At 62.8% G+C, this 13,177-nt stretch carries 17 protein-coding genes; 4 read left to right on the plus strand and 13 right to left on the minus strand.

Going from position 1 to position 13,177, the window contains the following annotated elements; translation table 11 throughout:
* Nucleotides 1–9: 9 nt before the first annotated feature.
* The 11 genes from IVB07_RS11005 to IVB07_RS11055 form a co-directional block, all read right to left on the minus strand.
* Complete coding sequence (locus tag IVB07_RS11005) at nt 10–378, minus strand: c-type cytochrome (protein WP_018460405.1); 369 nt, start codon at nt 376–378, stop codon at nt 10–12.
* A gap of 16 nt (nt 379–394) precedes the next feature.
* Nucleotides 395–1,030, minus strand: a complete 636-nt coding sequence (locus tag IVB07_RS11010; RefSeq protein ID WP_026234023.1) for a cytochrome c — start codon at nt 1,028–1,030, stop codon at nt 395–397.
* Nucleotides 1,030–1,869: a substrate-binding domain-containing protein gene (locus tag IVB07_RS11015; RefSeq protein ID WP_018460403.1), complete on the minus strand. Its 840-nt coding sequence runs from the start codon at nt 1,867–1,869 to the stop codon at nt 1,030–1,032. Before IVB07_RS11015 ends, IVB07_RS11010 begins: the two co-directional genes overlap by 1 nt.
* Nucleotides 1,853–3,709, minus strand: a complete 1,857-nt coding sequence (locus IVB07_RS11020; RefSeq protein ID WP_026234022.1) for a PQQ-dependent dehydrogenase, methanol/ethanol family — start codon at nt 3,707–3,709, stop codon at nt 1,853–1,855. Before IVB07_RS11020 ends, IVB07_RS11015 begins: the two co-directional genes overlap by 17 nt.
* A 111-nt stretch (nt 3,710–3,820) precedes the next feature.
* Nucleotides 3,821–4,609, minus strand: a complete 789-nt coding sequence (locus IVB07_RS11025) for a heme-binding protein (RefSeq protein WP_026234021.1) — start codon at nt 4,607–4,609, stop codon at nt 3,821–3,823.
* A gap of 58 nt (nt 4,610–4,667) precedes the next feature.
* Nucleotides 4,668–5,606 carry a cytochrome c oxidase assembly protein gene (locus IVB07_RS11030; RefSeq protein ID WP_018460400.1) on the minus strand — a complete coding sequence of 313 codons (939 nt, stop codon included), beginning with the start codon at nt 5,604–5,606 and terminating at the stop codon, nt 4,668–4,670.
* Nucleotides 5,594–5,947 carry a hypothetical protein gene (locus IVB07_RS11035; RefSeq protein ID WP_018460399.1) on the minus strand — a complete coding sequence of 118 codons (354 nt, stop codon included), beginning with the start codon at nt 5,945–5,947 and terminating at the stop codon, nt 5,594–5,596. Before IVB07_RS11035 ends, IVB07_RS11030 begins: the two co-directional genes overlap by 13 nt.
* On the minus strand, nt 5,944–6,543 hold the full coding sequence (locus IVB07_RS11040; protein WP_018460398.1) for a cytochrome c oxidase subunit 3: 600 nt from the start codon (nt 6,541–6,543) through the stop codon (nt 5,944–5,946). The genes IVB07_RS11035 and IVB07_RS11040 overlap by 4 nt, the downstream gene beginning before the upstream one ends.
* Nucleotides 6,540–8,453, minus strand: a complete 1,914-nt coding sequence (ctaD, locus tag IVB07_RS11045) for a cytochrome c oxidase subunit I (RefSeq protein WP_018460397.1) — start codon at nt 8,451–8,453, stop codon at nt 6,540–6,542. The genes IVB07_RS11040 and ctaD overlap by 4 nt, the downstream gene beginning before the upstream one ends.
* Nucleotides 8,450–9,433 carry a cytochrome c oxidase subunit II gene (coxB, locus tag IVB07_RS11050; protein WP_245288577.1) on the minus strand — a complete coding sequence of 328 codons (984 nt, stop codon included), beginning with the start codon at nt 9,431–9,433 and terminating at the stop codon, nt 8,450–8,452. Before coxB ends, ctaD begins: the two co-directional genes overlap by 4 nt.
* Before the next feature lie 139 nt (nt 9,434–9,572).
* A complete protein-coding gene (locus tag IVB07_RS11055) occupies nt 9,573–10,040 on the minus strand; it encodes a hypothetical protein (RefSeq protein ID WP_198293419.1) in 468 nt (155 codons plus the stop codon).
* Between the two features lie 17 nt (nt 10,041–10,057).
* Here IVB07_RS11055 and IVB07_RS11060 point away from each other — a divergent pair, with 17 nt between their 5' ends.
* Entirely contained in the window at nt 10,058–10,525 is a 468-nt protein-coding gene (locus tag IVB07_RS11060) for a metallophosphoesterase family protein (RefSeq protein ID WP_026234020.1), read from the plus strand.
* Between the two features lie 20 nt (nt 10,526–10,545).
* Here IVB07_RS11060 and IVB07_RS11065 read toward each other — a convergent pair whose 3' ends face one another.
* Nucleotides 10,546–10,734 (minus strand): hypothetical protein, encoded by a 189-nt coding sequence (locus IVB07_RS11065; protein ID WP_083926604.1) that lies wholly within the window; start codon nt 10,732–10,734, stop codon nt 10,546–10,548.
* Nucleotides 10,735–11,177: 443 nt separating this feature from the next.
* On the opposite strand from IVB07_RS11065, the gene IVB07_RS11070 reads away from it, so the two are divergent.
* Nucleotides 11,178–11,378: a hypothetical protein gene (locus tag IVB07_RS11070; RefSeq protein WP_083926603.1), complete on the plus strand. Its 201-nt coding sequence runs from the start codon at nt 11,178–11,180 to the stop codon at nt 11,376–11,378.
* A gap of 503 nt (nt 11,379–11,881) precedes the next feature.
* Here IVB07_RS11070 and IVB07_RS11075 read toward each other — a convergent pair.
* Nucleotides 11,882–12,097, minus strand: coding sequence for a hypothetical protein (locus IVB07_RS11075; RefSeq protein WP_018460391.1), 216 nt, complete (start codon nt 12,095–12,097; stop codon nt 11,882–11,884).
* Nucleotides 12,098–12,520: 423 nt separating this feature from the next.
* Here IVB07_RS11075 and IVB07_RS11080 point away from each other — a divergent pair, with 423 nt between their 5' ends.
* Entirely contained in the window at nt 12,521–13,030 is a 510-nt protein-coding gene (locus IVB07_RS11080) for a DUF2243 domain-containing protein (RefSeq protein WP_247767637.1), read from the plus strand.
* Nucleotides 13,002–13,166, plus strand: coding sequence for a hypothetical protein (locus IVB07_RS11085; RefSeq protein WP_157643156.1), 165 nt, complete (start codon nt 13,002–13,004; stop codon nt 13,164–13,166). Before IVB07_RS11080 ends, IVB07_RS11085 begins: the two co-directional genes overlap by 29 nt.
* Nucleotides 13,167–13,177: the final 11 nt, after the last annotated feature.

Raw genomic sequence — 13,177 nt, forward strand, 5'->3', positions numbered from 1 at the left:
GCATGATGGTCACTTCAGCGTATAGAGAAACGCCGCGATGTCCCGCGCGTCCTTCTGCGGGATGCCCATTCTCGGCATGGCATTGCCCGGCAACGCCCGCTGTGGATCCTCGATCCAATCAGCCATGTTGTCCGGCGAGTTCTGGATGTAGCCGGCGATGTAGGTCCGCGTGCCGATCCGATGCAAGGGTGGGCCGACATTGCCTTCGGCGCCGGCAATGCCGGGAATATCGTGACAGCCGCCGCAGTGATACTGCTTGACGAGGTCGGCGCCACGACGCGCGTCGCCGGTGAAGTTGTCCGGGCCCGCAGCCTTGCAGGCGGCGCCTGTGGTAGCCAGCAGCGCGGTGACTAGCAATCTCGTGATCGGATTTGCCATCGCTGCTTCCCGGCGATCAGGGCTTCTGGCCGAAATTGAAAGACTTGGTGGCAGACCAGGGATCGGTCGTCGAGACCTGCTCGCTCGGGACTTGCTCGACTTCGGGCGAAGGCAGATTCGCGGAAAAGGTTCGGCCCCATTGGTGGCTCGGCTCGTTGCTGATCTTGCCGATATAGGTGACGAGATCCCAGATCACGCTGTCGGGCAGCACGCCGCCCCAGGCCGGCATTCCATTCGGCCGCCCCTGGTAGATCGAGAGAAAAATGTTCTCTGGCTGCGAGCCGTAAGTAAAGTTGTTGTTGCTCAGTGCCGGACCCATGCCGCCGCCGCCATTTGGCGCGTGGCAGCCGACGCAGTTGAAGTTGACGTAGTAGGTCATCCCGCGCTGCTCCGCATTGGGATCGCCCTGCACAGGGTTCTTGATCTGCGGCGGGTCCGGCTGCGCGCCGGGATGGAGGTGACTGACGGGGACCTGCATGAAGACGCCGGGCCTGCCATTGCCGACGCTGCCACCGAAGTTCGGGCGCGGAGACAGCGTCGGCATCTGCGCCTCCTGCGACTGCGGCAAAGTCTGCTGGGCCAGTCCCGCACCATTCGGCACAACCGCCAGCAGCAACGACAGGGCGCTCGCGCGCAGCACTGGAGCAGACATCACTCATGTCCTCCCGATACCGTAACCGGTTGGTCCACCAGCGGAACGCCGTAACTGCGCAGCAGCGAGGTGATCTCGGACCGGTGCTCGTCGATGAATGCATTCAGTCGGTCGCGCAAGGCGTCGTCGCCTTTGCGCACGCCCATCGCGATGGCGAACTGGAACTGCTGAGGTGCAAAGCGCTCGTAATCCCGGATCGGCGTGACCGTCAGGGGGACGGGAGAGCGCTGGGCGAAATATCCGGCGAGCGGACCCCAGGCTGCGGCGACATCGAGGCTGCCGCTTTCGACGGCTTCGATCAGGCGCGCCGGCGGATCGGCCTGGCGATAATCACCGTAGATGGAGTAGCCGCGGACGTTGTCAACGATGCCCTGTTCGCCGAGCGCTTGCGCGGGCGGCGGATTGTTGCCGTCATCGCCGATCAGATGCACGCCGATCGCGAGGTGATGCAGGCGCGGGTCGAGCAGGGACGAAAGGTCGAGGTGCTGGTCCTGCCGCGTGACGAACACGTAGCTCGAGCGATAATACGGCTTCGTCGTCTCGACGAGATCATAGCCGGACGGCACGCCCATGACGACGTCGCATTTGCCGGCTTTCAGCGTGTTACGGATGAAGCCGCGGCGCTGCGCCCACCAGGTGTAGGAGACCTGCAGGCCGAAATGCTCGGCCACCATGGCCGCGAGCCTGTTCTCGAATCCTGCTTCGGCGCTGTTCGAGAAAGGCAGATTGTTGGGATCGGCACAGACGCGAAGCTCGCGATCCGACGCTGCCGCCGCCGTGGTTGCAAGCCCGACCAGAAAACCAAGAGCGATGCCGGGATAACTATTTCGAAGGCGCATGGCTGGTGTCCTCACCATTCGCGCCGCCGAGTTTGAAGACCAGCAGCTCACTCCCGCCCGCGGTGTAGAACGGCAAATCCTGGGTCGCACCGACAAAACCGAGCGCGCCGTTGCGCACCCGCGGATCGACCTCGGCGTTGGCCACCACACCCGGCCAGCCGCCGACGCCCGACAGGATCGCGATGTATTGCTGTCCGTCGGAGCCGCGATAGGAGATCGGCTGGCCAATGAATCCGGAGCCGGCGCGGAATTGCCAGAGGACATGCCCGTCCTTGGCATCCACGGCCTTGAACAGCCGATCCATGGTGCCGTAGAACGCGACGTCGCCTGCCGTAACCAGCGCGCCGCTCCAGACCGGCAGCTTCTCGTGGATCTCCCAGACCTTCTTGCGCGCGACGGGATCCCACGCCATGAATTCGCCGCGGTGGCCGCCGGGGCCGGCATACATGTCGACATCGGCGCCCACATAAGGTGTGCCTGCGATATAGCCGACCTGCGATGCCTTGAAATTCATGCAAAGATGCTGATGCGGCACGTAGAGCAGCTTGGTGCGGGGCGACCAGGCGGTTGGCTGCCAGTCCTTGGCGCCCGGCGCGGCCGGGCAGATGTTCTCGACGGTCTTGCCGGCGAGCGGCGTCTTCTCCTCGTTGGGGATGATCTTGCCGGTCTTGAGATCGACGCCGTTATAGGCATTGACGAATTCAAACGCGTCCGCCGAGATGACTTCGCCGGTCGCCCGATCCATCACGTACATATAGCCGTTGCGGCCCGGGTGGATCAGCACCTTGCGCGGCTTTCCATTCAGTTCGAGATCGACGAGCACATTCTCGTTGATCTCGTCGTGGTCGAACAGGTCGTGCGGGTTGATCTGGTAAGCCCATTTGGCGCGGCCGGTGTCGGGGTCGCGGGCAAAGATTGTGGTGCTCCAGAGATTGTCGCCGCTGCGCTGGTTGGCGTTCCATGGGCTCGGATTGGCTGTGCCGTAGTAGATCAGATTGAGTTCGGCATCGTAGGAGATCCATCCCCACATCGTGCCGCCGCCGACCTGCCAGCGGTCGGCCGGCCACGTCTTCACGCCGAGATCCTTGCCCTTGAGACTGTCGTAGAACGGCTTGAAGTCGTCGCCGATCAGCACGTCCTTGTCCGGGCCCGTGGCGTAGGCGCGCCACGCAATGGCCCCGGTGTTTTCATCGAGCGCGGTGACCCAGCCGCGCACGCCCATCTCGCCGCCGCTGTTGCCGACGAGCACCTTGCCCTTGACCACGACGGGAGCCATCGTGATGGTCTCGCCCTTGTTGATCTCCCCGAGCTTCGTATGCCACAGCTCCTTGCCGGTCTTGGCGTCGATCGCGACCGTGTGGTTATCAAGCGTGTTGAGGAAGACCTTGCCGTTGTCGAAGGCGAGTCCGCGATTGACGACGTCGCAGCAGGCAACGCCCGCGGCTGCCGGTTCAGGCTTTGGCGCGTAGGACCATTTCAATTCACCGCTCGTGGCATCGAGTGCGAACACACGGTTGGGGTAGGGGCCAGCATAAGGGCCGACCACATACATGGTGCCATCGACCACGAGCGGCGCCGCCTCCTGGCCGCGATCGGCACCGACCGAGAACGTCCATGCAAGCTGGAGGCGCGATGCATTGGACGTGTTGATCTGATCAAGGTTGCTATAGCGGGTGTTGGCGTAGTCGCGCGCCGCCATCGGCCACTGGCCGGGATCTTTCATGCGGCTGGCGAGATCGCTCTGTGCCGAGGCGGACGACAGCAACGCGCAGGACGCGCAAAGGGCACAAAGGAAGCCTGGAAGTCGGCCCAGCAAACGCGTGAGACCACGCACTAACATATGTAAAGATCTCCACGGCAGTGATGAGGCCGTGCGCCGTTGCAGGCCGGTTTACGAACCTACAAACGTTCCGACTTCGCTTGGTTCCAAAGAGGTGAGACCGACGACGAGCTATCTCACGACGTTGCCGGACACGCCGGCGCCGAGGTCAACTGCGATCTGATCTTCCTTGCCGTTACACTTGGGGTGGCCAAATCCAGACGGACTTTTGCCGTCGGGTCCGATGTCATAGATGATTGCGTCTTTCATGTTGGGGCTGACGCCGGCCGGCACGCGGTCGAGCCCGAGCTGGTGACGCACGCGCCAGGCCACGTTGTGATCGGCGCAGGAGCTGTCGCCGCTGACGCCCAGCGCGCCCGTGATGCCGTTGCCGTCATAGAGCGCCAACCCGCCTCCGAACACGATGGTGCCGCCGATCGGCTTGCCTACCATCGGATCCTGGGCCGTGCCGAAGTTGTCGGGAGATCCGGCGTACAAGGCTTCCGGAGACGGCGGGTTGCCGAGTGCCGCTCCGAACAGGAACCCGCCGGGCTGCGCACCGGCATAGAGATTGGCGGTCGCGATCGCCTTGTCCTTCAGGCTGAACGCATTTGCCGTATTGGCCTTCTCGGCCGCGATGGCCCGGCTGCCGAGCCACTGGTCGTCGACCTTGCCGCCGCTATAGGCAACTGCGCAGACGATGCCCTGCCGATTGACGACGGCAGCCCACTCGTTGTTGTCGAGACCGCCGTTGCTGGGGCCGCCGCCCGGCTTGACACTCTTCTTGAGGATATCGGCGAGCTTGTCATGGTCGACCGGGCACGACATCCCTGACTTGGGTTGGTCCTGCGCGCTCAAGACTGCAGGCACCAAGAATGCTGCGGTGATTGCCGTTAGCACCATGACGGATCGTTTTTCCATGTGGCCTCCGTGGAGTGTCGCAGTCGGCAGGCGAACGTTCGAACAGAACTTGCGGTTCCTATGCAGCGTCGCTCAGCCCGGATGTTGAAGGGAGCGGCAGGCGGGAATGACCGCCGTTCGCAGTCAGCCAGCGGTGAGCAAAGAACAACGCGGCGCCGGTATAGAGTAGGCCCATGGGCACCCACATCAGGATGCCGGCGAGCTGCTGGTCCTCGAGTGCCGAGAGGCCGAATTCCCCGGCGAGGGCGCCCTGGCCTGGGATCCACAGCCGCGGCGACACGGTCAGCAGAGCTCCGAGCACGCCGGAATGCAAAATGGTGATGAAAAGGCACGCGACAGCGATGCCGTCGCGAATTCGAGTGCTACGGCCCTGACCGCGGCCATGCAGCAGCACCCACCAGAACAACAGCGCAGTCGCGAAGAAGCTGATGTGCTGGAGACGATGGATCGCCGTATTCTCGAGCGCCCACGCATATAAAGGCGGTGCATGCCAGACCCAGAGCGCTGCGCCGTGCAGGATGGTCGCGCTCATGGGGTGGCTTACAAAACGCCAGGGCCACGCCAATATCGGCAGATCGAGCATGCGGCCTGCCGCCGGGCGAAGCCGGGCCGGCAGGCTCCACAGCAGAGGACCATTGATCCGGGCGAACGCCATCAGCGGTGCCGCGACCACCATCAGCAGTTCGTGCTCGACCATGTGCGCGGTGAACAGACGCTCGCCGAGCCAGTGCAGCGGCGAGGTCACGGCAAGTGCGGCCACCAGCCATCCGGTCCAGAACGCGGCCACCTGGCGGAAGCTGACGCCACGGCCACCACCTGCATGATGCCAGAGCCGCTGCGTTCCGACATAGAAGCCGATACCGACGGCATAGAGCGGGGCCATGAGCCAGGGATCGTAGCTCCACAGCGAACCGGGATCGACATCCGATAGTCCGTGCGCATCGGCCGGCGCCGCGAGCAGCGCGAGCAGCAGTGCTGCAAAGCTCAGCGCAGGCATGGGCTGATCATGAGCGAGGCGGCGAACTGGTTCGCAATCACCAGCGCAAATAACACGCCGGAGCCGACGCCGAGCCAGGCCATGAACGTTCGTGGTCCGCCACCCCGCGCATCGGCCCATTCAGCCCCCGCGCCGCGCCGAACGGCGCGGGCCGAAATGACAGTGCCTGCCAGCGCGACGACAGCCAGAACCGCGCTCATGATCGCGCCGCTGAGCCTGGTCTGTTCGCAGGAGAAGTGCGCGAGCACGTAGACGCCCTGCAAGTTGATACCCCACGCGATGGGCCCGAGCGCAACGCCGGCCCAATAAAGCAGTCTGGAATGTCGATCGGCTGCGGTCATAGGCGTGGCACCCAATCGAGCAAGACATAGAGCGGCAGCCAGGCGAGCACGACGAAGTTCCAATAGAACACGTTGTCGGTCACGTCGCTGAACCGGCGCGGTTTCGCATGGCGCGTGAACATCAATACCGCCAGCACGACCGTGTCGCCGACATCGGTGGCAAGGTGGGTCGTGTGCAGCCCCAGAATGAGCCAAACAATGGAGCCGTAAGCTGAATTGTCCCAGCGGGTGTTGAGATGCGCGAACTCGAAGCCGCGCAGCACCAGCAGGGCAATGCCGATCAGGGCCATCACGATGAGTCCGGTCCGCACCTTCGCGAGATCCTGCCGGTGTGCGGCGCGGTTGGTGATCTCGTTCGGGATGATGCTCAGCAGATAGACCACGACTTCGGCTGTGCCTGGCCAGAGATCGGGCGGCGAGGCGCCGATCGGCCAGCTTGGGTTGACGGCGTAGAGATAGAGATAGGCACCGATGGCAATGGCAAAGCCCATACCTTCCAGCGCCATGAAGCCCATCGCGCCCCACCACGGTCCGCTGCGCGGGCCGTAGCCGTAAGTCGGCAGTTCAGCGACATTGCGGACGATGGTCTGTCTCACTCCTCGTCCTCCTTGCTGCCGCTCGGCCAGAACCAGCCGATCAAGGTGACGGCCATCGGCGGCGTGCCCCAGAGCACCGCCCAGGGCGTGAAGATCGAGCCGATGAAGAACACGGTCGTTGCGATAGCTGTGAGCAGTGGCCAGATGCTGGGTTCGGGCGAAGCCTCGCGGATCTGCGGCTCGGCTTCCGCGAGCGACGTCAGCAGGACCTCGCGCCGCTCGGCGCTCAGACCCGCGACCACGGGCAGGCTCTCGCTATCGGCCCACAGCGGATCGCGGTGCTTGACCACCGGAATGCGGTCGAAATTCTGCGGCGGGGGCGGCGATGACGTCGCCCATTCCAGCGTGGAGGCATCCCAGGGATTGTCGCCTGCGAGCGCGCCCTTACGCAAGCTGTAGACCACATTGACCAAAAGCAACGCGAAGCTGAGCGCGAAAATGAGAGCACCACCGCTGGACACGAGATTCAGGTGCGCCCAGTCCATGTCGGCGGTGTAGGTGTAGACCCGGCGCGGCATTCCGATCAGCCCGAGGATGTGCATCGGGAAGAAGGCGACGTTGAAGCCGATGAAGGCGAGCCAGAAATTCCAGCGCCCGAGTCGCTCGCTGAGCATGCGGCCGGCGATCTTGGGAAACCAGTAGTAGACCGCGCCGACCAGCGGGAACACAGCGCCGCCGATCAGGACATAATGGAAGTGGGCGACGACGAAATAGGTGTCGTGCACCTGGGTGTCGATCGGGACCGAGGCGACCATGACGCCGGACAGCCCGCCGAGCACGAAGATCACGATGAAGCCGATCACGAACAACAGCGGGGTCCGGTAGACCGGACGCCCGTCCCAGAGCGTTGCCAGCCAGCAGAAGATCTGCAGCCCGCTCGGCACCGCGATCAGCATACTGGAGGCTGTGAACAGGGCCGCGCCGAGTTGGGGCAGGCCCGTGACGAACATGTGGTGGACCCAGAGACCGAACGACAGGAAGCCGGTCGCGATCAACGAGAGGATCACCACGGGATAGCCGATCACCGGCCGTCGTGCGAACGTCGCGAGGATCGCCGAGACCATTCCCGTGCCCGGGATGAAGATGATGTAGACCTCGGGATGGCCGAAGAACCAGAACAGATGCTGCCAGAGCAGGGGATGTCCGCCCGAGGAGGAATCATAGAAGCGCGTGTTGACGAGGCGATCCAGGATCAGTGACGTCGATGCGACCATGATCGAGGGCATCGCGAACATCACAAGGAAGCTCGTCACCAGCATGGCCCAGACGAACAGGGGAATGCGGTCGAGCGTCATGCCGGGCGCGCGGAGCTTGAACACGGTCACGATGATTTCCACGGAGACGGCGAGCGCCGCGACCTCGGTGAAGGTGATCATTTGCGCCCAGACATCCGGGCGCTTTGTCGGCGTAAATTGCAGCGAGGAGAGCGGGACATAGGCAAACCAGCCAACGTCGGGGCCGACATTCAGCGCAAAGGAAATCCAGAGAAAGCAGCCGCCGAACAGAAACATCCAATAGCTGAAGGCGTTCAGTCGCGGAAAGGCGATGTTCCGCGTGCCGACCATCAACGGCACCAGATAAACGGCGAACGCCTCCATGACCGGCACGGCGAACAGGAACATCATCGTCGAGCCGTGCATCGTGAAGACCTGATTGTACTTGTCGGCGGAGAGAAACGTCTTCTCCGGCCCGGCCAGCTGAATGCGCATCAGGACCGCGAGGAGGCCGCCGAGGAGCAGGAATACGAACGCCGTGATGATGTAGCGGCGGCCGACCACCTTGTGGTCGACCGACGTCAGCGCGCCCATCCAGCCGGACGGCGTGCGCCACACTTTCTCCAGCTGTGTGGAAAGTCGAAGGCCGTTCAGGACGTCGTCCCGCAACTCATTTGGTTCAGCGGCGATGCTCACTTGAGCTGCTCCAGATAATGAATGATGGCGATCATTTCATCCGATTGCAGCGGCATCCTCGGCATGAGATTGCCGGGCTTGATGTGCTGGGGATCGGCGATCCAGGCGCCGAGCGTGGCCGAATTATTCGGCAACGTTCCCGCCGCGATGGTCGTGCGGCTGCCGATATGCGTGAGATCCGGGCCGAGCTGCCCGCCGGCCAGCGTGCCGCTAATGTTGTGGCACAAGGCGCATCCGCGCGCCCGGAACAGAGCCTCGCCCTGCTTGCCGAGCGGATCGGCAGGGCTGTTGGCGCTCTGGTTTTCATGGTGGCGCCAGCGGCCGAACTCGTCGGGTGACATCGCGATCACGGCAAATGCCATGTGGGCGTGCTGGATCCCGCAGAACTCGGCGCATTGCCCGCGATAGATGCCCGCGTTCTTCGCCGTGAATTGCAGCTCGTTCTTCTGCCCGGGGATCAAGTCCATTTTGCCGGTCAGGCTCGGCACCCAGAAGCTGTGGATCACGTCCGCCGATTCCAGCTCGACCTTCACCGGCTGGCCGGTCGGGATCCGGATCTCGTTGGCCGTCACGAAACTCTGCTGCGGACTGTCGGCCTCATAGCGGACCTCCCACCACCATTGGTGGCCGATGATCTTGAGGATGTGGGCTTTCTCGTCCTTGGCAAAGACGGTACGTTGTCCGGCATAGCTCACGAAGGAGAGACCGAGCACGACGGCGGTGGTCGCAATCCCAAGCGCGAGGATGACGCGCCCGGAGCATTCCTCGAAGGCTTGGTGAAGGTCAAGCGGCCGATCAGCCGAACGTTTTCGCCGCATCATTCCGATGCAGAGCGCGATCACGACGGCGGTCCAGACGACCGCCGACACAGCGAGGAAGATGAACAGCGTGTGCAAGATCTGGTCGGATTGCAGCCCTTGCGGATCGAGCGCCGATTGCCGGCCCGCACACGCCGTGAGCGGCCAGATCGTGCACAACACCAGAACCCTTCGCACCCAGACCTGCATTGACGCCTTGTCGCACTCCGCTTCACAGGCGGAACCGGGCAGGCCTACAAAGGTTCCTATCCGCTAATCGGAGCGATGGGCCGAAGAGGGATGTCCGACATCAATCATCGGGCTAGAATGGCCAGCCCTTCACGGCGATCACGATCGCCGCATCGCCAGCGGCCATCAGCAACAGGACGGCGAGACTGGCGATGATTGCGCCCGGCTGGGCAAGCACGCGCAACTCTCCGAGCATGTGTCGGCTCCAAAAAGCAGCAATGCCGCGATGACCCTGAGGGTTCCTGCGGACACGCCGGGCGTTGACGTGCGAGCGCCGGAACGAAGGCCCGAGATCGCGCGTTCCTGCGACGAATTGAGGGTTCACGTGCCGCGCTATCATTTTGATCTGGTCGACTCCGAGACCGTCGCCGACGAGGGAGGAGCTGAATTGCCCGACGACATCGTGGCGCTGGACGTTGCCGAGGAGATCGCGAAGAGGCTCCTTGCGGAGCGTCCCGAACTCAGGAATCGTCATTTTTCCATCCTGGTCACGAACCAGCAGGGTGAGGAGATCGGGAAAGTGCCACTGGATGTCCTGCACTGAAGTCGCGGCCTGACATGGCGTTGAGGATCGGAGTGATCTCGGATACGCACGGCCTTCTCAGACCTGAGGCCGGACGCCGTCTTGCAGGGGTGTCGCATATCCTCCACGCTGGTGATATCGGCGCGCCGGAGGTTCTGGAGAGGCTTTGCCGAATAGCGCCCGTCACCGCCATCAGGGGAAACGTCGATGTCGGCAGTTGGGCGAGGCGCTATCCCGAAACCGAAACAGTGCACCTCGGCGCTCGTTGTTTCTACCTCCTTCACGATCTCAAGGCGCTCGCCATCGACCCCGCGGCAACCGGTGTGAACGTGGTGATATCAGGACATTCGCATCGGGTGCAGGTCAACACGATCAACGGAGTGCTTTTCCTGAATCCTGGAAGCGCCGGTCCAAGGCGATTCAACCTGCCGATCACGCTGGCAACGCTCGATCTCGATGAGGGCGGCGACCTGCGGCCCACCATCCATGAGCTCGACGCGTGAACGAAGCGCATGCGTAGCAGCTAGTGGGTATTCGACTTTTGCCATCGCTCCAGATCAATCGGGGGACGCTTTGGGTCGATCTGCTCCTTCTCGGGATTTCCCTGCCAAGGCTGGTCCGTCTGCCGGTGGGTTGGCAAATCCGTCTGCTGTCGCGGATCGTCGACCGGTGTTTCTCTCGGGTCGTTTTCAGGCGCTTTCGCTTTCGGCATAACTTGTCCTCTCTGCGATCTGTCGGTGTGGTGGCACGCGATCAACGTACGCCAGCGATCCCGCCATCATCAGCTTCCGGGTGCCGTCCTTCTCCGTTTCCCGCGATAGAGCCTGGACCATGAACAAAAAGCCTTCCGTATGAACTGCGGGGTCAACACGGGCAGGAATCGTTCGTTCCTAGGGGCATGCATCAGCATCGATCAGGAACGACCGCCGCCCCATCTCATTGCCAGCGCATGAGGTCGCGAGACCGAAACAAGGAGCATGCAATGTCCAAATTGCCCCCCATACGCCAGAGCAGCGCAGCGACAAGGGACCCGGATCTGATCCCAGGATCGAGACGGATGAAAGAGTCCCCGACCGCGAGAACTTCGACACCCAGGGTCGTCACGGCAACATCAAGCAGAACACGACAAACCAAGGCTACCAGCAGGACCGATGAATGCCACACAAGAACTCAGACAGTGAACGCTTCGGTGGTCCGGGCTCCTCGCGGCAGGATCGCAAGCACCCCGAAAAGGGAGGTCGCGAGCATGAGCGCCCTGCGCCCGGAACGGCTACCAACGACCGCAAATCACACGTCTCGGGAGGCGGTGGTGAGCGCGATCAACATCACACGCACGACGATCGTGAGAGGAGCTGAGCAATGGCTAAGACAACTTCGAGCTTGATGCTGATCGCGTTCCTGGCGACCGCGTCGATAGGGGCCGCCTCGGCGCAGAGTGGCGGTGGCGGCGGTTCGGGAGGATCGGGCGGAGCAAGCGCGAGCAGCACGAGCGGCGGCACCGGCGGTGCCACAAGCCCTGGGTCGGCAGGCCTTGGGTCTGCAGGAGCTACAAACCAGACGGGCGGTGCATCGCCCAGCCTGGGCAATCCAGGCGACGCGGCCGCGGCTTCGCGTGGCACGACGGCTACCGGCACGAACACCGCTGGAACGGCCCAATCGAGCGGTGGCGGGCCGCGAGGATCGACCACCGTCGGGCGGGCCGGCAATCCCGCAGGGGGGACCAGCAGCGGACGGATTGACGGAACTGCGACACCCGGTCCGTCGATCCCGGGCGACGCCGAAATACGCTCGGAGAACTCTCAGGATTCCCACGTCGATCGAAAGATCAAGAGCATCTGCAAAGGCTGTTAGATCGGCGATCAGGACGCCGGGTTTTCCGGCGTCCAATCGAGGTCGTCCTCGCTTCGAGGTTCGGGGTCGGGCGAGCAGGGCTTGATCTTCAGGTCATCCTCGAGCCTGGGCTGACCCCCGCCGCTTTCGACCAGACCGGCGTCTTCGGCCTTTTTCAGGGTTTCCTCTTTGGTTGAAAACGTCCGGCTCAGTTTTTCGCCGTCCTTGAACAGGGCATACGCCATATTGGCTCCTCGCGATTGGAATCATCGAAGACTTTGACGTGGGCGGACACACACGGCCACCGTCGCGCCTTTGTCGCTTGGTGAAGCTCTAGCCGACTTCCCTGAGATTGCTCAGGATCGCCAGGTGACGCTGAATGATCGGCGGCGACATCTATGCGACCTGCTGTTCGCCGGGGTGCCATCTGATCGCAAATACGACGTGGAATCTCCAATGTTGGATTCACAAGACGCTGCGACCGTTTCGAACGTTCCTATCGCCGCCGAAAGCAGCCGGGCGATGCTCCACCTGATGTCGGCATCCTGGCACGAGCCCGCAGGTTAACGCAGGTTATTGGCACGGGAAGTGCGTCATGATCATAGGAACGGCAGCACTGAGGACGGTTTGTCCATCATCCAGATGCCGACCGGCGCACGAGCAAAATCATGCAACACAGAAATTCACGCAGCTTTCCGATTTCCGCGGGCGTCCTTCTCGGGCTTGGTCTGGGCGGGTTTTTTGACGGCATCGTGTTTCATCAGCTGCTGCAATGGCATCATATGTTAAGCGGCTGGTATCCGCTCAACTCCATCGACAGCGTCAAGCTCAACACGACCTGGGACGGCATCTTCCACAGCGCGGCCTATGTTGTTGTGCTCCTCGGCCTGTATGTGCTGTGGCAACGGGCGCGCGGGTCTGACATCCACTGGTCGCGCGGCCAGTGTCTCGGCGCGGTGTTGCTCGGTTGGGGCATCTTCAATCTGGTTGAAGGCGTGGTTGACCATGAGGTCTTCAAGCTGCACCAGGTGAATGAGACCGTGCCTCACGAGCAGCGCATCTTCTGGGACATCGGCTTCCTGCTATGGGGTGCGGCCATGTTGGTCATCGGCGCCGCCATGACACGCGCCGGCACGCAAGGGAGGGTCCATGCGGAAAGCAGTCTACAGCCTCGCTAGAGAGACCTCGCCAGCTCTGGTCTATGCCATTTTTATATTGCTGCTGATGCTCGCTACAGCACCGGCCTTTCGCATCGTGCTGTTGGGTGTGTCGCTGGATGATCTTCTGCAACTACGCTGCTTCAATCCCGGCTGATGCGCGGTTAT

The organism is Bradyrhizobium sp. 172 (assembly GCF_023101065.1).
GTDB classification, from domain to species: Bacteria; Pseudomonadota; Alphaproteobacteria; order Rhizobiales; family Xanthobacteraceae; genus Bradyrhizobium; species Bradyrhizobium canariense_D.